This window comes from Kriegella aquimaris (assembly GCF_900103215.1).
GTDB classification, from domain to species: Bacteria; Bacteroidota; Bacteroidia; order Flavobacteriales; family Flavobacteriaceae; genus Kriegella; species Kriegella aquimaris.
Window position 1 is genome coordinate 168,419 of the sequence record NZ_FNGV01000007.1, and the last position, 18,616, is coordinate 187,034.

12 protein-coding genes are annotated in these 18,616 nt (G+C 38.8%); 9 read left to right on the forward strand and 3 right to left on the reverse strand.

Features of this window, described 5'->3' with window-relative positions; genetic code table 11:
• Positions 1–10: 10 nt before the first annotated feature.
• Both BLS33_RS14780 and BLS33_RS14785 read right to left on the reverse strand, forming a co-directional pair.
• Entirely contained in the window at positions 11–1,147 is a 1,137-nt protein-coding gene (locus BLS33_RS14780; RefSeq protein WP_089890882.1) for a FecR family protein, read from the reverse strand.
• A gap of 122 nt (positions 1,148–1,269) precedes the next feature.
• Positions 1,270–1,818, reverse strand: a complete 549-nt coding sequence (locus tag BLS33_RS14785; RefSeq protein WP_176801398.1) for an RNA polymerase sigma factor — start codon at positions 1,816–1,818, stop codon at positions 1,270–1,272.
• Positions 1,819–2,294: 476 nt separating this feature from the next.
• On the opposite strand from BLS33_RS14785, the gene BLS33_RS14790 reads away from it, so the two are divergent.
• Positions 2,295–4,049 carry an alpha-L-rhamnosidase-related protein gene (locus BLS33_RS14790; RefSeq protein WP_089890889.1) on the forward strand — a complete coding sequence of 585 codons (1,755 nt, stop codon included), beginning with the start codon at positions 2,295–2,297 and terminating at the stop codon, positions 4,047–4,049.
• Between the two features lie 29 nt (positions 4,050–4,078).
• On the opposite strand, the gene BLS33_RS14795 is transcribed toward BLS33_RS14790, so the two are convergent.
• Positions 4,079–5,086 carry a LacI family DNA-binding transcriptional regulator gene (locus tag BLS33_RS14795; RefSeq protein WP_218129565.1) on the reverse strand — a complete coding sequence of 336 codons (1,008 nt, stop codon included), beginning with the start codon at positions 5,084–5,086 and terminating at the stop codon, positions 4,079–4,081.
• Between the two features lie 513 nt (positions 5,087–5,599).
• Here BLS33_RS14795 and BLS33_RS14800 point away from each other — a divergent pair.
• The 8 genes from BLS33_RS14800 (at position 5,600) to BLS33_RS14835 (ending at position 18,594) form a co-directional block, all read left to right on the forward strand.
• Positions 5,600–7,027, forward strand: a complete 1,428-nt coding sequence (locus BLS33_RS14800; protein WP_089890895.1) for a Gfo/Idh/MocA family protein — start codon at positions 5,600–5,602, stop codon at positions 7,025–7,027.
• Positions 7,028–7,057: 30 nt separating this feature from the next.
• On the forward strand, positions 7,058–7,795 hold the full coding sequence (locus tag BLS33_RS14805; RefSeq protein ID WP_089890898.1) for a glucosamine-6-phosphate deaminase: 738 nt from the start codon (positions 7,058–7,060) through the stop codon (positions 7,793–7,795).
• Positions 7,796–8,149: 354 nt separating this feature from the next.
• Entirely contained in the window at positions 8,150–11,272 is a 3,123-nt protein-coding gene (locus tag BLS33_RS14810) for a SusC/RagA family TonB-linked outer membrane protein (protein WP_089890901.1), read from the forward strand.
• A 21-nt stretch (positions 11,273–11,293) separates the two neighbouring features.
• On the forward strand, positions 11,294–13,063 hold the full coding sequence (locus BLS33_RS14815) for a RagB/SusD family nutrient uptake outer membrane protein (protein WP_176801399.1): 1,770 nt from the start codon (positions 11,294–11,296) through the stop codon (positions 13,061–13,063).
• Positions 13,064–13,793: 730 nt separating this feature from the next.
• A complete protein-coding gene (locus BLS33_RS14820; protein ID WP_089890904.1) occupies positions 13,794–15,104 on the forward strand; it encodes a Gfo/Idh/MocA family protein in 1,311 nt (436 codons plus the stop codon).
• 86 nt (positions 15,105–15,190) lie between these two features.
• Complete coding sequence (locus BLS33_RS14825; protein WP_089890908.1) at positions 15,191–16,417, forward strand: Nramp family divalent metal transporter; 1,227 nt, start codon at positions 15,191–15,193, stop codon at positions 16,415–16,417.
• Between the two features lie 79 nt (positions 16,418–16,496).
• Positions 16,497–17,519 (forward strand): NAD-dependent epimerase/dehydratase family protein, encoded by a 1,023-nt coding sequence (locus BLS33_RS14830; protein WP_089890911.1) that lies wholly within the window; start codon positions 16,497–16,499, stop codon positions 17,517–17,519.
• Positions 17,520–17,523: 4 nt separating this feature from the next.
• Positions 17,524–18,594 carry a dihydrodipicolinate synthase family protein gene (locus tag BLS33_RS14835; protein ID WP_089890915.1) on the forward strand — a complete coding sequence of 357 codons (1,071 nt, stop codon included), beginning with the start codon at positions 17,524–17,526 and terminating at the stop codon, positions 18,592–18,594.
• The last annotated feature ends 22 nt before the right edge of the window (positions 18,595–18,616 follow it).

Here is an 18,616-nt window from a genome sequence, read left to right on the forward strand (position 1 = left end):
TTTTTAAATTTTAATTCATCGTAATCGTTTTTTTATTTATTTCATAATTGACTTCGTTGGTGTTCTTTATGATATTCAATATTTCATCAAGCTTTAGCGTTTTTCTAAAAACGCCATTGAAAGTTAGCTTCTTTATAGCTTCCGTTTGAAAGACTACGTCAACATCGTACCAGCGCGAAAGCACTTGCATGATGTCTTCTAATGGTCGATTTTTGAAACTGAACAGGCCTTCTTTCCAAGAGATTTCATCATACACGTCTACCTTCGAAACAACGAAGTTTTTTAAATTACGGTTGAATCTGGATTGATGTCCGGGAGTAAGGCTTTTAGACCCGCTTTGGTTTTCGACCCTAACTTTGCCTTCTACCAAAGTTGTAGAAACTTGGTCTTCACCTTTATAAGACTTTATGTTGAACTCGGTACCTAGTACTTCTACTTGCTGTCCCTCTGATTTTACAATAAAATGAGTGCCATTGTGTTCAGAGCTGGGAGATACATCAAAATAGGCTTCTCCGTATACCAACTCTACTTGACGGGTCTCATTAGATGCAAAAGCCACAGGGTACTTAAGTTGCGTTTCAGAATTGATCCATACTTTCGTTCCGTCAGCGAGAACTACAAAAAACTGCCCTCCTCTAGGGATGGTGAGAATATTTTGGGCCATAAGCTTTTTAGGAAGCTTTTCTTCTGAATTATATACCAATTGCTCACCATTACTGGAAGCCTTGCCCGTTTTATAGGATTTCCCTTTTTCCAAAGTAATATGCGAACCGTCTTCTAAAGTCAATGTAGCTTTGTCGGTGCCAATTTGAATGGGGTTTTCGGTAATTTCGGAAGAGGAATTTGGAAGCGGTACCTCAATTTTCTCTGTATGGGAAAGCCACAAGGAACCGATGCCCAAAAAAAATACGACGGCAGCTACATACTTCATGTAAGTTTTGCGGCTCCCTTTTTTTTCAATTTTGGATGAAACCCCATCCCATCCCTTCTTAATGTCAACAACATCGAGCCCCTTGCTATAATGATCCTTTACCCTATTGAAGTAGATACGGTGTTCGCTGGATTCATTGTACCAGACATCGAAAATTATTCTTTCGTTTTCTTCGAGGGTATTGTTAATTTTCTTTAAAATAAGCTTGAACTCCATAAGCGATTTTATTTGCCTCTTATCAATAAGACAAACAAATTGTCAAAATGGGTGACAAAAAAATATAATATTTTAAAATTTGATGATTTTAAATGAGAATTACATAATTATTAAAGTCATTGTCACATTGTGGAGAACAGTAGTCCAATGTAGATAATGAGTTCGCCTAATCTTACCTTGGCCCTTTTTAATTGGGTTTTTACAGTATTGGTAGATACGCCCAATTCTCTTGCTATTTCTTTGTAGGGGTAGTTATTGATAAAACGCAGCATGACGATTGCGCGCATTTTTGTTGGTAAATTCTCGATTACATTGCGAATCTGTTCGTGGCGAACGTGTTTTTCTTCTTCAGGGAAGAAATCTGGGCTATAAGAAGCCTTTGTTATGAGAATTTTTGATATATCCGTAATCTTTATCGCTTTTAGGGTATTTAGACACCTATTCCGAACCATAGCATATAAATAGGCTTTCAGATTAGTTTTGAGATTAATGCTATTTGATTTTTCCCAGAGATATACAAAAACTTCCTGTACAACATCTTCACTTGAATCCTTGTCAAAGAGATATTCATTGGCATAATTGACCAATTCTGGATACAGGCCTTCGAAGAGCCTTTTAAATACAAAATGGTTTTTATTCTGTATCTCCCTAAAGATTGTTTTTGAGTCCAAAATTAATATTGAATATACGCTGTTTTTATCCTAAAGACCTAATTCTTCTTACTAAAATGTGCTACTTCCCTAAGCAAGTTTCATAAAAAACTCTCGATGAGAAAAATTTGGGTATTCGAAAAAAAGAATCCAAATAGTATCGTCTTGGTCCTTAATTACTCAGATAAATTCATTTATCTTCTTTTTTGATTAACGATAAAACAATGATATGCATTATTATTTGGAAGCGTATCCTGTACTGTACTGCAGTTTTATTTAAGCAATGAGAGTGGATTGGAATATAAAATCATTTATTCTTCCATAATAATATGTAACGCTGATTGGCATATATAATATCAGAGCCAAACCATGTGAATTTTTGAATAGTCTATTTAATACTAACCGTAATTAACCCTGGATATTTTGGTTACAGTATGGTACAGGATAGTTTTACATCTTCTAAAGTCTAATTTTAACGCTTAACTTAAAAATAGAAAATGAAGAGACTATTTCAAACGGTATTTGCTTTTTTAAGCCTCAGCATTATGTATGGCCAATTACCCCCGGTTTTTGGGGAAACCTACAAAGATTATACTAGCAATTCAGAAATGGTCAAAACGTATCTTACCCCACAAAGAATCGTTTGGCAGTCCGATGATTCTGGGGCATTCATTAAAAATGCGAAGGCATTGTTGGAAAAGGGAAATGGGCAAGTTGCAGTAAATGACCAAGACCTGTTCCATTTTGTTAGTTCTGCAGACGACCGACCCGGTATTTTGTTGGATTATGGTAAAGAAATTCATGGTGGAGTAAAAATTTCGATGGGTATTCGTGAAAGCAAGACTCCGTTAAAGCTTCGGTTACGTTTTGGTGAATCGGTAGGGGAGGCCATGTCAGAAATTGGGGGCGACCAAAATGCGACCAATGAACATTCGCTACGTGATTTTATTATCGAAATCCCTTGGTTGGGAAGTATTGAGGTTGGTGAGACCGGTTTTCGATTTCTACGTATCGATGTGGTTGAAGCGAATGAAGATGCCCCGATAAAAGCGATCGAGGCCGCTTTTGTGTATCGTGATATTCCGTACTTGGGATCTTTTGAGAGCAGTGATAAGCGGTTAAACGATATTTGGGCGACAGGTGCCTATACTGTACACTTAAATATGCAAAACTATTTGTGGGACGGAATCAAGCGAGATCGTTTGGTCTGGGTTGGAGATATGCACCCTGAAGTAATGACAATTAATACGGTATTCGGAAAACATGCCATCGTGACCAAAAGTCTCGATCTTGCCCGTGACCAATATCCATTACCTCAATGGATGAACGGAATAAGTTCATATTCGATGTGGTGGATATTAATTCATAAAAATTGGTATGATTATCACGGAGACCTTGTTTACCTAAAGAAGCAGGAGCATTATATGATCGGTCTTCTCGATCAACTAAGTACATTCATTGATGAAGACAATAAGGAGATTTTGAATGGCGGTCGTTTTTTGGATTGGCCTACGAGTGAAAAACCTGAGGCCGTTCATGCAGGACTTCAAGCCATGATGGTCATGACGTTCGAAGCCGGTGCCAATATCATGAAGGTATTAGGGCGTGAAGATTTGATGACCAAATATGCAAAAGTGTCCCAAAAGCTAAAACAGCACGAACCAAAGAACAATACCACCAAACAGGCAGCAGCCTTAATGGCCCTAGCTGATTTACAGAATGCAAAAAAGGTAAATACGGAAGTGTTGACACAAGATGGGGTACGGCATATGTCGACCTTTTATGGGTATTATATATTGGAGGCCATGGCCAAAGCTAATGATTATACTGGTGCACTAAGAGTTATTCGCGATTATTGGGGAGGTATGCTAGATTTGGGTGCAACCACTTTTTGGGAAGATTTTGATGTTTCGGATGTTAGAAATAGCAGCCGAATAGATGAATTGGTGCCGGAAAACAAAAATGATATCCATGGTGATTTTGGCGAATACTGCTATGTGGGTTACCGTCATAGTCTATGTCATGGTTGGGCAAGCGGACCAACTTCTTGGTTGAGCCAACATGTGTTGGGTATTCATGTTTTGGATGCTGGTGAAACGGTAAAAATCACACCTCATTTAGGCGATCTTGAATGGGCCAAAGGTGGTTTCCCTACCAAATATGGAATCTTGAAAGTAAATCACCGTAAAAATGCCGATGGTTCGATAGAGTCAAAAGTAGACGCACCAGATGGTTTGGCAATAATCAAATAATTTGGGATACGGAAAGACACCGCTCTATTTTATTCCGCCGGCACTGTTGATTCTCTTATTATTAGTTCATTGCGAATAATTAAGGTTTCAGAAACAATATTCTGGTCATTATCCTCAATTTGTTTGATAAGAAGGCGTGCTGAAGCTTGTCCCATTTCAAAGGCATGGTCTTCTATAGTTGTTAATGAAGGTTGAATGATTTTAGATATAGGTGTATTACTAAATCCCACAACGGCGATATCTTGGGGAACAGAAAATTTTCGCTCTCTGGCTGTTTGAATAACGCTAACAGCAGTTATGTCATTGGCGCAAAAAATGCCATCGGGTTTTGTATTCATATCGAATAACGCATTAGCAAAATGGCGTCCTTCTTCTTCGCTAAGGATGTTGCCATAAAAAATAAAATCTTCATTAATAGTCAAATTGTTTGCGATTAAAGCGGCCTTATAACCTTCTAATCGGGCTTTGAATATTGAGGAATTTAAATTTCCTGCAATATGGGCTATTCTTTTACACCCAATTTTTGCTAGATGGTCGCAAGCTTTAAAGGCGGCATCGTAATCATTGATCAAGACTTTGTTTGATTCTAGGTCGTTGCAAACACGATCAAATAATACAAGGGGTATTTTTGTATTTGCCAATTGTTTATAATGGTCGATATCGGATGTTTCCAAAGCTAAACAGGCAATAATGCCATCAGCCTTGTTAGACATCAATATCTCAACGCTTTCTACCTCCTTTATATACGAATCTTTGGTTTGAAAAATCGAAACATAATAACCAGCTTCATTGGCAACTTCTTCAATTCCGCTTATCGAAGAAGAGTGAAAATAGCGATCTATTCTCGGGACTATTACACCAATATGATTGGTTTTTCTTCTTCTTAAATTTGATGCAACTGAATTGGGTATATAGCCTAGTTTTAAAGCTGTCTTTTTTATCTTCTCACGTGTTTCCTCTCCAATGCTGTGATGATCTTTTAATGCTCTTGAAACAGTAGATGTAGATACGCCTAAGATTTTGGCGAGACCTTTCATCGTTATACGTGTGTTTCCCATCCCGTAAAAGTAATAAATAATCCTATTGCATTTTAACACAAACGTATGTGTAATTATCTAAATTTTTAATACGATATGTTAAAATAATATTCAGAATTTGCTATTTGATAATATTTCAACTACTACAATATCAATATTTTATATTTAAACTGTTGCTTTTGCTGAAAAAACAATTAACACACAAACGTTTGCGTATATATTATTGTTTTGATAGATTTACGGGAACTATGAATTGATTTGCAAGGTTGGTATTGAAGTATCGCTTATGTTTTTTTTGGAAAAATAATAGGATTAAAACATTTGTTCAACGCATAAAAGACTTACGAAAAACCCCCCAAATAAATTCAACTTATTGGAATGAAACTGGCAATTGTAAGCCGAATTGAGGTGTTCAATTATAAATAGCGAATTGTGATAAAAGCTAATGCTATAAGCGTAAAGCTATGTTCGTAGGTTGAAAAAAGAACGTAGCTAAATAAAAAAAATGCTCTAATGAAAAATCAAACTCGAAGAAATTTTATCAAGTTATCTGCATTGAGTACAGGGTTTTTAGGACTTTCTGCACATGGTGTATTTGCCCAAGATGAAATTCAAAAAAGAATTGCTGGCCTTAGTGAAACGCCGCAAGCTATTGGTAACTCGGCAATCGGTCTAAAATACGACCCCATTAAACAGGTGAGAATAGGTGTCATAGGAGTTGGTAACAGAGGGTACGGCCATGTAAAGAATATTAATTCATTACAGCCGAATGCGAAAATAGTTGCTATTGCCGATGTTAGGGAAAGTAGAGCTAAAAGAGCATTGGAACTGCTGAATAAATTGAACAAAAAAAAGCAGTCTATTGATTTGTATTTCGGTGACGAAGAAATATGGAGAGATATGGTAAAACGAGACGATATTGATTTGATAGTTGTCGTCACGCCTCCCACCGAACATGCGCACATGGCAGTTTATGCAATGGAACAAGGTAAACATGTCGTATCGGAAGTTCCGATTGCACTTACTATTCAAGAGTCATGGGACATTATTAACACTGCTGAAAAAACGCAACGGCACTGCATGATGCTTGAAAATTGCTGTTATGGAGAAGAAGAGCTTTGGGTTTTAAACATGGTTAAGAACAATGTCTTTGGTTCGTTGACCCATGCAGAAGGAGGCTACATTCATTCCTTGTTACAAAAATTGTTCGTAAAAAGCGATGACCCTGCCACTAGTGCTTATTACAAACAATGGCGGTTAAGGTTACATGCCGAAATGCATGGAAACCTATACCCGACCCATGGATTGGGTCCGATCGCTAATTATATGGATATCGGCAATGGTGACCGGTTCGATTATCTTGTTTCAATGGATTCTTCAGAAGAGTCTTTGCATCAATATGCTACACAATCGTCACCTGATAACGATTTTTATAATCAAAAGAACTTTTCTCATGGCGATATGAATAGTTCAATGATAAAAACGGCAAAAGGAAGATCGATACTACTACAGCACGATGTCGTTTCACCTCGCCCCTATAGCCGCATTAATGCTTTGTCAGGAAGTAAGGCATACCATGAAGGGTATCCCAGCCGCTTATCGCTGTACGACGAAGGTCTTGGTCATGATTGGCTCAACGAAGAAAAGTTTAAGGAAATGCAAGAAAAATATGAACATCCGATTTGGCATAAAATGAAGGAAGATGCTCAAGAGCAAGGAGGCCATGGAGGCATGGATTACATTATGTTCTACCGTTTAATTCAAAATTTGAATAATGGATATCCCATGGACATGAATGTCTATAACGGGGTTGACTGGTCCGTAATTCTACCACTTACCAAGTTATCGGTCGAATTGGGAAGCATACCTATCAAATTTCCTGATTTTACCCGAGGTAATTGGAAAGAAGAAAGAGAACTAGGGTTCTTTCAAAACATATAACACAAATTTTACAAATTAAAAGCTTAGAGTATGGAGATTATAATTTCAAATGACAAACAAGAATTGGGTGAAAGCGCGGCGAAACGGGGTGCGGAGTTAATTCGTAAAGCAATTGAAAAAGAAGGGGAGGCAAATATAATTGTCGCAACGGGTGCATCACAGTTCGAGATGTTGTCTGAACTTGTAAAAGAGGATGTAGATTGGACAAAGGTAACCGGATTTCACCTTGATGAATATGTAGGTATGCCAGATGTGCATAAGGCCTCATTCCGTAAATACCTGAAAGAACGATTTGTTGATTTGGTACCTCTCAAAAAGTTTTATTACATAGCGGGTGATGCTGAAGACCCATTGGAAGAGTGTAATAGGATCGGTAAGATAATTTCGGGTATTAAAATTCATGTAGCCTTTGTTGGAATAGGTGAAAACGGTCATTTAGCCTTTAATGATCCACCAGCAGATTTTGATAGGGAAGAAGCTTATTTCGTTGCTGATTTAGACAAAGCTTGTAGAGAACAACAACTTGGCGAAGGTTGGTTTGCTTCCTTGGAAGATGTTCCTAAGCAAGCCATTAGTATGTCGGTTAAGCAAGTATTGAAATCAGAAGCAATAATAGCGAGTGTTCCTGATAGCCGTAAGGCTAACGCTGTTAAAAATTCAGTCGAATCAGAAATTTCTCCCGAGGTTCCGGGTACGGCGTTAAGATTACATCAAAAAACTTGGTTGTATTTAGATAAGGCGTCTGCAGCTCTTTTAAGTGAGTCATAAGAGATTTTTTTTAGTATAACAGAATTAAGTAAAGCAAATAAACTGATTATATGGATAATGAACTTAACTGGTTGAATACCTTGGTTAATGCTCGATATTTTTATGATGATGGTGATGATATTCCGATATGTTCTGGGTAGTTGGTGAACTTCCGAATAAGAAGTTTGCCACTTAGGACAACATTGATTAATACCTGAACGGGTTAACGAGTATACACGAACTGACTTGGGGTATGTTGTTTTTCTAAAGCGCATATTGAAATAGGTCCTATGAGTTCCGCAATTAAGAAGTATTAAGCTATACCCTTTTTCCTTTTTTTTTGCTTGAGCGATTAACTAACTAATAAAAAAAACTATGAAAATTAAATTAAATTATGCATTTGTTTGTTTGAGAAGGAAGGTGCTAATGAACGTGATGAGAGCCTTTATTCTTTTGTGTTTTACAAACGTTTTTAGTGCTACACCAAATGTTGTTGTTTCTGAAAAAGTTCCACAGCAGCAGATAAGCGGTACTGTAGTTGATCAAAACGGACAACCATTACCTGGTGCCAACATTCTTGAAAAGGGAACAACGAATGGTACACAAACAGATTTTGATGGGAATTTTTCAATTCAATTAGAAAATCAGAACGCTACGCTTCTAGTGTCTTATTTGGGCTTTGTGACTAAAGAAATTGAAGTAACAAACCAAACTTCCTTAGACATTGCTTTAGAAGAAGATGCTAATAGTCTAGATGAAGTAGTAGTAGTAGGTTACGGTACCATGAAAAAAAGTGACCTTACCGGATCGGTAGCAAATGTAAGTTCCGATACCTACAAAGATCAACATATGACGCAAATTACCGATATGCTACAAGGTACTGTCGCGGGGCTGAACATGACTCAAGGGACCACTGCTGCCGGAGGAGGAGCGATTGAAGTAAGGGGGGCCAATTCATTGAATGCATCGACCCAACCGATGATCGTTGTCGATGGTTCTATTTACAATGGAAGTCTTCGTGATATAAACCCTTCCGATGTTAAATCAATTGATATCTTGAAAGATGCTAGTTCTGCAGCTGTTTATGGATCTAGGGCATCTTCGGGTGTAATTTTGATTACAACGAAAGGTGGAACCAAAGGGAAAACCAGCATCAATTTCACATCACAGGTTGGAGTAGTAAGTACAACCAATAAATTTGCCCCTAACGATGCCGGTCAATACCTTACGTTTCGACAAGATGTGAAGAGAGCGCTTGATACGAGTTCGCCTTCTTTTTATTATGACAACCCAAACCAGTTGCCAACCGGGGTAAGCCTTGACCAATGGAGAGGTGCGAGTAATAATCCCAATGCCGATAATACTAGGGAATGGTTGACAAGACTTACATTTTTCCCTGTTGAAATGGAAAACTATATCAACGGAAAATCAGTTGATTGGTATGATAAAGTTATACGCAAGGGAGCTGTTCAGCTAAAATATGATTTGAGTATCAATGGAGGAACTGATGAGTTTACCTATTTCTGGTCTATGGGCTACATGGAAAATGAAGGTATTGTTCTCGGTGATGACTATTCTGCCTTGACAACACGTTTGAATTTAAACTTCAAGCCTACAAAATGGATGGATATTGGGATGAACACACAATTCACAAATCGGGATGAAAGTTCGGTTGCAGCTGATTTAGGCGATATGTATCGGATGAGTCCTTATGGGTCGGAATATAATGACGATGGAACCATAAAAAGATACCCCAATGACTTTACCGTTGCGAATCCTTTACTTGAATATTACGGACAAGATCGTTCCAATAAAATTAACTCGTTATTTAGTACCTTATATACAAATATTCAATTACCATTCGGTATTAAGTATAAATTATCTTTCCAACCTAGATTTGAATTTTCGGGAGATTACAATTTTTGGTCGTCTGAAACAATACAAGGTGGTCAAAGTGGGTATGCAACAAGGGAAGAGTATAATTCCTTTAACTGGATATTGGATAATATAATTACATGGAAGAAGACATATGGAGCACATTCTTTCGATTTAACATTATTGCAAAGTGCAGAGCAAAATAAGTCCACCTATTCTTATTTACAGAATGAGCAATTTACACCAAATCAAAACCTTGGTTATAATGGCCTTCAATATGGCGTAAATCCTGCGGTAAGCACGAACGACAAAGAATCTACTGCTGATGCATCAATGGCACGATTAAATTATGTCTTTAATGATAAATATCTTCTAACAGCGTCTGTGAGAAGAGACGGGTACTCTGCATTCGGACAAGAAAATCCAAGAGCTGTCTTTCCCGCTGTAGCGCTGGCATGGAAAGTTTCTGATGAAGGTTTTTTTAATGTTGACCAAATAAATCAAATGAAACTCCGAGCGTCTTGGGGAATAAACGGTAACCGCGATATCGATATTTATGGCTCATTGGCTCAAACACAATCAGATATTTATTATGATGGAACCAATACCCAGGTTGGTGTATACAACAGTACTTTAGCTAATAAGTCTTTGCGTTGGGAGAAAACGGAATCGCTCAATTTTGGTCTTGACATGGGCATGTTCAATAACCGTATAAATTTTGCCGCTGATGTCTATTTCATGAAAACAGTAGATCTTCTGATGGAGCGAAAATTACCTGAAATTACCGGGTATTCTTCGATTTTATCGAACCTTGGTGAGTTACAGAACAGTGGTGTAGAAATGACGCTGAATACAGTTAATATCAGCAATGAGAATTTAACATGGAAAACGGATCTTACTTTTGCTCTTAACCGAAATAAGATTAATAAATTATTCAGCAATTTTGATGAAAATGGTGTTGAATTGCCCGATTATACAAATGAATGGTTTCCAGGTCAAGCTATAGATGCTGTTTGGGATTATAAAACCTTGGGAATTTGGCAAGTTGATGAGGCTGCCGGCGCTGCTGCTGTTGGATTAGAGCCAGGAGACTGGAAAGTCGAAGATATTGATGGTGACGGAACCTATGATGAATTAACCGATAAACAGTTTATTGGGTACACAGAACCTCGGTTTAGACTGGGAATGAGAAATCAGTTTAATTTCTTAAAACACTTTTCTGCTTCAATTTTTCTAAGAGGTGAATTTGGTCAACTAGGAGCATTCTCTTATGCGCTTCGAAATGGGGGTAGCGATACTTATGATAGAAGAAATGAAGTGAATATTCCCTATTGGACAGCAGACAATCCAATAAATGATTATCCGCGTTTGATTACCAATACAACAGTGTATGGTGGTGGAATTCAAATATATAAACCAAATTCTTTTGTAAGGGTACAAGATTTGACCTTGTCATACAACGTACCTTCTGCTTTTATGGAGCGTAATGGTATGTCTAATGCCAGAATATTTTTCTCTGGACACAATATATACACTTTTTCCAAATGGCCGGGATGGGATCCAGAATCGCTGAACAATCCGTTGACAAAGACATATTCATTAGGATTTAGTATAACATTATAATAACCTTAAATAACCTTAAAGATGAATAAAATACAAAAACAACTTGCAATATTAGGTTTGGTTATGTTTGTCATGATCACCTCATGTTCGAAAGATTGGTTAGAGCCAAAACCTTTATCTTTTTTCAGCCCTGAAAATGTGTATGTTGATAAGGAAGGGTTTGAGTCAATGCTTTATACGTTGAGAAAGGCTTTGAAAAGTGAAAATACCGGATATTTGAATTCTATAGCTGCTGAGTATTCAGCTTCTGATTTAGCGTCTCCTTGGTCTCAACTTGATTTCCATAAGCTTACGCCGAATCAATCGCAATATTATCCTTTTTTAGATTTTTTCACAGAAACATTCGGTCATATCAAGAATGCAAATGTTGCTATATCGAGAATCGATGATATTGAGTGGGATAGTCAGGACGACCGTAATGCAATTTTAGCGGAAGCCCTATGGCACAAATCATATTGGTATTATCGATTGGTAAATACCTATGGAGATGTTCCTTATGTAAATGAGGAAATTACGGGCGAAAAGCTTGATTTTCAGACAACCAGCAGATGGACTATTCTAACTCAAATGGAGGAAGATTTGGAATTTGCTGCACAATGGCTACCCGATGTTGCGGGTCCTGGAGATATCTCTAAAGGAGCTGCGAATTATTTGTTGACAAAGGTTTATCTCGCAAACAGTAAGTTTGACCAAGCTATTACAAGCATAGACAAGGTTATCGAAGGGCCTTACTCATTAATGGAAGATAGATTTGGTGTTGATGTAGCTGATACAAACCGAAATCTGATTTGGGATCTTCATCGTCCCAAAAACTTCAATTCTTCTGAAAATAGAGAAACAATACTTGCTGTTGTAGATAGGTATGAAGCTCCTTCCGATGCACGGTCCGATGGATTATATACGATGCGTAATTACAACGCTCAGTGGTTCCAGCCAGCTGTGTTGGATAGTCAGGGTGCACCCGGTATGACAATTGACGGTAGTGGGCAGGTTATGTATGATTCGCTAGGCAGAGGAAATTGTAATGTGCGCCTCACCCATCATTATCAATATAAGTTATGGAATTATGGCGGACAGACTTGGGAAAACACACAAGATTTAAGACGTGCCGATATTAACTGGGTCGATAAGCATGAATTATTGTACAATAATCCTAGTTCTGTAGATTTCGGAACACCGGTTAAAGAAGAGTACTTCGCGCAAGCAATTGATACGTTTAAGTATATTTATGCAATGCCGCATTATATTATGTATGTTCCCCAAGATGACCCTACGGCAAGACCTATGGGAGGAAATGGCGACTGGTACTTATTCAGGTTGGCCGGTGCTTATTTGCTCAGGGCTGAAGCCTATTACTGGAAAGATCAATTGGCAAGTGCTGCTGATGATATTAACATGGTAAGAAGAAGAGCGAACGCGATACCGATATCAGCGGGAGATGTCACGCTTGATTTTATTTTTGATGAAAGGGCAAGAGAGCTTTTTGCAGAAGCCCCTAGACATTCAGAATTAGTAAGAGTGTCATATATACTAGCACAGCAGAATAGAGATGGTTATAGCCTCAGTGGCTTCGGAGACAAGAATTTTTATTATGACCGCGTAATGAAGTATAATAAAACCTATGAAAAGCAAGTCACTTTACTGGGTAACACAGCGGGTATGGAACCTTACCATGTACTCTGGCCTATTCCCTCTAAAATAATTACTGCTAATACATTAGGTGTAATTAACCAGAATTATGGTTATGATGGTTATGAAAGAAACGTACCACCGCTAGAAGTGATCGAATAATAATAAGATAGATAGAACTAACCCCACTATTAAAGAAGTTGATGGTGGGGCTAGTAAAAGATATTGTGGTAGTTCACCGGCAATGGTTAAGTATCGATTTCTGTTTCTAATATATCAACGTAATTATCAGGTTATTAGGTGAGTATAAGTTTTAAGATTGCATCTATAAATCCTTTGCTCAACGTAAATACCGCAATAATAGTCATAGTTTATTTTCTCTATAATTGTTTTTCGAAGGCAGCGCTTTATGGCAACAGTTTTTGAATGGTGTTAGCCCCCAACACAGGCTATTCTTTTTTTTGAGTATCAAAAGCAATACACCGGTCTTTAATCTTAGTATATGGGAACGATGAAATTCACTTTTCACTTTTACTTGCATAAAAAAGCTTTTTCTTCGTAAGAAGAAGGAAAAATGAAATTTGTCTGCGATGCAGTCTTAAACCATATTGGAGTTTCTTTGTTTGTGTTGAAATATAGATAAACCTTCCGCTTATGCCCATGGTTTTGGTGGGAGTTTGTTTAGCTGTCGGCTTGATTTATTAGAGAGTAACAATTCGTTTTATAAAGGGAAAATGAATTGGGTTTCTAGGGTAAAACTATCGGAAATTGTATCTTTTCAGAGAATTCGATTTTGTATTTGAGAAAACCATAAAGGTTAGGTCAAGTGATAAAATGGAAAATAGAGAAAAAAGGAGTAGGTGTCCTAATAAATAAAAAATAGCAACTAATCATGAACGGAAAAAAAACGGATAACGGAAGAAGGAATTTCGTAAAGACTGGGGCAACTGCCATAGCAGGAGGAGCATTGTTGAGTAGTTTTCCAATGAAGGCTTTTGGTGCTGGCCAACAAAAGGAAATACGTATTGGTCTCGTAGGCTGTGGTGGTAGAGGAACCGGTGCGGCACATGAAGCACTTAAGACATCAAAGGCGGTAAAATTAGTGGCCCTTGGTGAAGTTTTTGAAGATCGGTTAAACAGTGCTTATCAGAATCTAAAGAATACCTATGGAAATCAAGTGGAGGTTCCTGATTCCAAAAAGTTCATAGGTTTTGATGCCTATCAAAAGGTTATCGAGAGTTGTGATGTAGTTCTTTTGGCCACACCGCCACCGTTTCGACCGCTCCATCTTGAAGCTGCCGTAAAAGCCGATAAACATGTTTTTATAGAAAAGCCTTTGTTCGTAGATATTCCTGGATATCATAAGGTAATGGGAATCAACGAATTGGCAAAGCAAAAGAACCTGAATTTAGGTGTAGGTCTTCAGCTGCGCTATGAAAACGGTTATCAGAAGATGAAAGAGCAAATCGATAGCGGTATGATTGGAGATATAACATCTTTAGATGTGTATTACAATGTAGGCGCACCTAAAATACATCCCCGGCAACCGGGCCAGACGGAAATGAATTATCAGGTGAGAAACTGGAGGTATTTTACTTGGCTTTGGGGAGGCCAATTGGCGGGGCAGACCATTCATCAAATAGATTTGATAAATTGGTTTATGAACGATTATCCGGAGGTAGCCCAAGGATTAGGTGGAAGGCAATCGTTTAATGGGCCCGACCAAGGGAATACCTACGACCACCATTATGCAGAATTTGAATATTCCAATAAGATCAAGTTACACGTTCAGTCCAAAACTATGGATAATACATGGAATAAGGTCGGTTTCCATATTCAAGGGACAAAAGGTTATGCCAACGAAAAATCTGAGATTTACAATACGGCGAATGAACCGATATGGAGGTATCGTGATCAAGAGGAGACAGTAGGTCCGACCCAAAAATGTCAGTCCGACTTCATTAATTCGATAATCAATAATAAACCGCTAAATCAAGTGGACTATGGAGCAAAGTCTACCTTGACCACTATTGTAGGGAGAATGGCTATTCACTCTGGGCAAATAATCACGGTTGAGGAAGCCTTAAAATCTAAAAAAAGTATTTTACCCAAAGAGTTTAATTGGGATGCCGAGATGCCTTCTATGCCGGGCCCTGATGGTAACTATAGTATACCAGTGCCAGGTAAAGTTGAGGTACTTTAAATTCAGTGAAGGTCGGTATTTGGTGAAATGCCCAATCGATATAGTCATCTAGAAACTGAATAATATTAATATTAAAATGAGATTATATGCCAACTCCCCCAAAAAAGGAAGGCTCAAAACTAAATAGGTATTTAAAAAAAATCGGTCCCGGCATTATTACTGCGGCCCTGGTCTTTGGTCCGGGAAGCCTCACAATAAATACCAAGTTGGGCGCCAGTTTCGGATATTCGTTGCTCTGGGTATTGATACTGACAGTTATATTGATGACGGCATTTACAAATATGTCGGCCAGGATCGGACTTGATAGCTCCGTTTCTTTTATAGAACGAATAAAGAACGAATTGGGCAAGCCGCTTGCATTTATGGTCGGTATCGGTATTTTTCTGACAACTGCCTCTTTTCAAGCCGGTAATACGGTGGGCGCCGCTGTCGCCTTTTCCGAACTTTTTTCTACATCCTTGATACTTTGGATTATACTATTTACCTCGGCCGCTATTTTCCTGTTATTTTTTAAATCTTTTTATAAAATTTTAGAAAAATTAATGATCGGGTTGGTGGCGCTTATGCTACTTTCTTTTTTGCTCACTATCATTATGGCGGCACCCGATATTTCCGAGATACTCAAAGGGTTCATTCCCTCGGTTCCTAAAGGATCCGAGTACCTCATTATTACCTTGACCGCATCGAGTTTCTCCATTGTAGGCGCCTTTTATCAGTCTTACTTGGTACGGGAAAAAGGATGGAAACGTACCGAAGTGAAAGACTGCATGAGGGAAAGTCGCAACGGGATTATAGTATTAGGACTGCTTTCTACTTTGGTAATGCTTTGTGCTTCGGCGGTGCTTCACCAAAACAATATTGAGGTACGCAGTGCGTCTGACCTGGGAATGGCGTTGGAGCCCTTGTTCGGACCGTTCACTTCGAGTGTTTTTATGATCGGTTTTTTTGCTGCGTCATTTTCGTCGATGGTGGGCAATGCCACGATCGGTGGGGTGATATTGGCGGATACTTTTTTTTCCGAAAGCAACTTGAGCAGCTTCAAAGTCAGATTGATGATAATTTTAGTGGTGCTGATCGGGGCCGTAGTTGCCTACATTTTTGGAGCACTTCCGTTGGAGCTCATCATTTTCGCCCAAGGGATAACGATTATGATTGTGCCTTTGGCCGCTGTCATCATTCTGATTTTTGCAAACTCCAAAAAAATGTCCCTCGAATTAAGGAATTCAAAATATTCGAACTTTATGGGGGCCTTGGGAATTCTCGTTCTTTTACTGATGTCGGCTTATAGCATCGATTATTTATTTTTTAGATAGGAAACCTAAAACAGGTATAGACAAAATTTATTTTTTGCCTACCAAACGGAATGATTAGATTAATACAAATTGTAAATAAATGAAAATTCAAAATGTACATGACCTTGAGGTGAAACTGGCGGAAACCACGCCAGAACTTATCGATGACCTAAGGAATGTAGAAGGTGATATTATGATCTTGGGCCTAGGAGGAAAAATGGGTCCTAGTCTGGCCAAATTGGCCATTAATGCGATTCAGGAAGGAGGTCTTGATAAAAAAGTAATAGGTGCCTCGAGATTTTCGAACAAAGCGATGAGGGACGAACTGGAGGCCTATGGAGTGCAGACTATAGCGGGAGACCTGTTGGATGAAAATTTTTTACAGAGCTTGCCCGATTGCAAGAATGTTATCTATATGGCGGGTAATAAATTCGGCACCTCCGGGAACGAGCATTTTACTTGGGCCATGAACGCTTACCTCCCAGGAAGGGTCGCCGAAAAATACAAAGATTCAAAAATCGTGGTCTTTTCAAGCGGCAACATCTATCCGTTTATGCCTGTAGAAAGTACCGGGGCAAATGAAAGCGTGGCACCAAGCCCCATCGGGGAATATGCGCAATCTTGTTTGGGTAGGGAAAGAGTTTTTGAACACTTTGCTATCAAAAATAATACACCGATGGTAATTTTTCGATTGAATTATGCCGTTGATCTTCGATATGGGGTGTTGTGCGAGGTAGCAAAATCGGTATTCAATAAGAGACCGATCGATATCACCACGGGTTATGTGAATGTCATTTGGCAAGGTGATGCCAATAGTTATGCGCTGAGATCCTTACGGCATTGTACGACACCTCCCCAAAAGTTGAATTGTACGGGCCCAGAGGTTATTTCCATCGAATGGTTGGCCGGCAAATTTGGGGAATTGATGGACAAACCTGTTGAATTCACCGGCACATCGGCACCTACCGCACTACTCAACGACGCCTCTTATTCTTTTGAACTCTTTGGAAAGCCTAAGGTAAAGCTCCAAGAAATCATAGAATGGACGGCCCATTGGGTCATGAACGGTGGGGAAGATTTAGGGAAACCCACTCATTTTCAACAACGTAAAGGCAATTTTTAAACGTATGCAACAAGAATTGAAACCGGAAATAAAGGAACTGCTTTTTAATGGCACGGTAATACCGGCATATCCATTGGCCTTGGATTCGGAAAGGAACTTTGATGAATTCCATCAACGATTATTGACCAGATATTACGTTGCCTCCGGTGCAGGGGGTATTGCCGTAGCAGTACATACCACACAGTTCGCTATCAGAGATCCAAAGATAAATCTGTTCGAAAAAGTATTGTCCGTAGCCGCCGACGAGGTTTTTAAAATAGGACCGAAGCGGCCATTTATAAAAGTAGCAGGGGTCAGTGGTCCATCCGAACAGGCAGTAAAGGAAGCGCTGATTGCAAAAAAATTGGGTTATGATTTGGTATTGGTAAGCATAAATAGACTGGGCGATTGGTCTGAAAGCGCTTTACTAGACCGTGCCCGTGAAATCGGGAAACACATGCCCTTGTTTGGGTTTTACCTACAGCCTTCGGTCGGTGGAAAAGTACTTAGCGAAAAATTTTGGAAAGATTTTTCTGAGATTCCGAGCGTGCAGGCCATTAAAATAGCTCCGTTCAATCGCTATCAATCCCTCGAAGTGGTTAGGGCGGTTTGTAAGTCTTCACGATGCAATGATATTGCTATCTACACCGGCAACGATGATAATATCGTTAACGACCTTTTGACCACCTATCAAATAATGACGGATAAGGGAATAGTGAATAAAGAGATTGTGGGCGGACTGCTTGGTCATTGGGCGGTTTGGACCCAAAAGGCGGTCGAATTGTTGAAAACGGTAAAGGAGATTAAAAAAGGGGGGAACCAAATGAGCAGGGCAATGCTTACCGAGAATATCAAGGTAACCGACGCCAATGCCGCATTTTTCGACGCCAAGAACAATTTTAGGGGATGTATCGCGGGAATCCATGAAGTGCTCCGTAGACAAGGACTTTTAGAAGGCACATGGTGTCTTGACGAGAACGAAGAGATGTCTCCCGGGCAAAAAGAGGAAATAGACAGGGTATATCAAGAATATCCAGAATTGAACGATGATGCTTTTGTTATGGAAAATATTGAAAGTTGGAAGAACAACTTATAAGACGATTCTTTTGAAGAGGACA

Coding starts and splice junctions, on each gene's coding strand:
- BLS33_RS14815 (WP_176801399.1), top strand. CDS start 11,294: ATGAATAAAATACAAAAACAACTTGCAATATTAGGTTTGGTTATGTTT.
- BLS33_RS14780 (WP_089890882.1), bottom strand. CDS start 1,147: ATGGAGTTCAAGCTTATTTTAAAGAAAATTAACAATACCCTCGAAGAA.
- BLS33_RS14805 (WP_089890898.1), top strand. CDS start 7,058: ATGGAGATTATAATTTCAAATGACAAACAAGAATTGGGTGAAAGCGCG.
- BLS33_RS14825 (WP_089890908.1), top strand. CDS start 15,191: ATGCCAACTCCCCCAAAAAAGGAAGGCTCAAAACTAAATAGGTATTTA.
- BLS33_RS14820 (WP_089890904.1), top strand. CDS start 13,794: ATGAACGGAAAAAAAACGGATAACGGAAGAAGGAATTTCGTAAAGACT.
- BLS33_RS14800 (WP_089890895.1), top strand. CDS start 5,600: ATGAAAAATCAAACTCGAAGAAATTTTATCAAGTTATCTGCATTGAGT.
- BLS33_RS14790 (WP_089890889.1), top strand. CDS start 2,295: ATGAAGAGACTATTTCAAACGGTATTTGCTTTTTTAAGCCTCAGCATT.
- BLS33_RS14835 (WP_089890915.1), top strand. CDS start 17,524: ATGCAACAAGAATTGAAACCGGAAATAAAGGAACTGCTTTTTAATGGC.
- BLS33_RS14795 (WP_218129565.1), bottom strand. CDS start 5,086: ATGAAAGGTCTCGCCAAAATCTTAGGCGTATCTACATCTACTGTTTCA.
- BLS33_RS14830 (WP_089890911.1), top strand. CDS start 16,497: ATGAAAATTCAAAATGTACATGACCTTGAGGTGAAACTGGCGGAAACC.
- BLS33_RS14810 (WP_089890901.1), top strand. CDS start 8,150: ATGAAAATTAAATTAAATTATGCATTTGTTTGTTTGAGAAGGAAGGTG.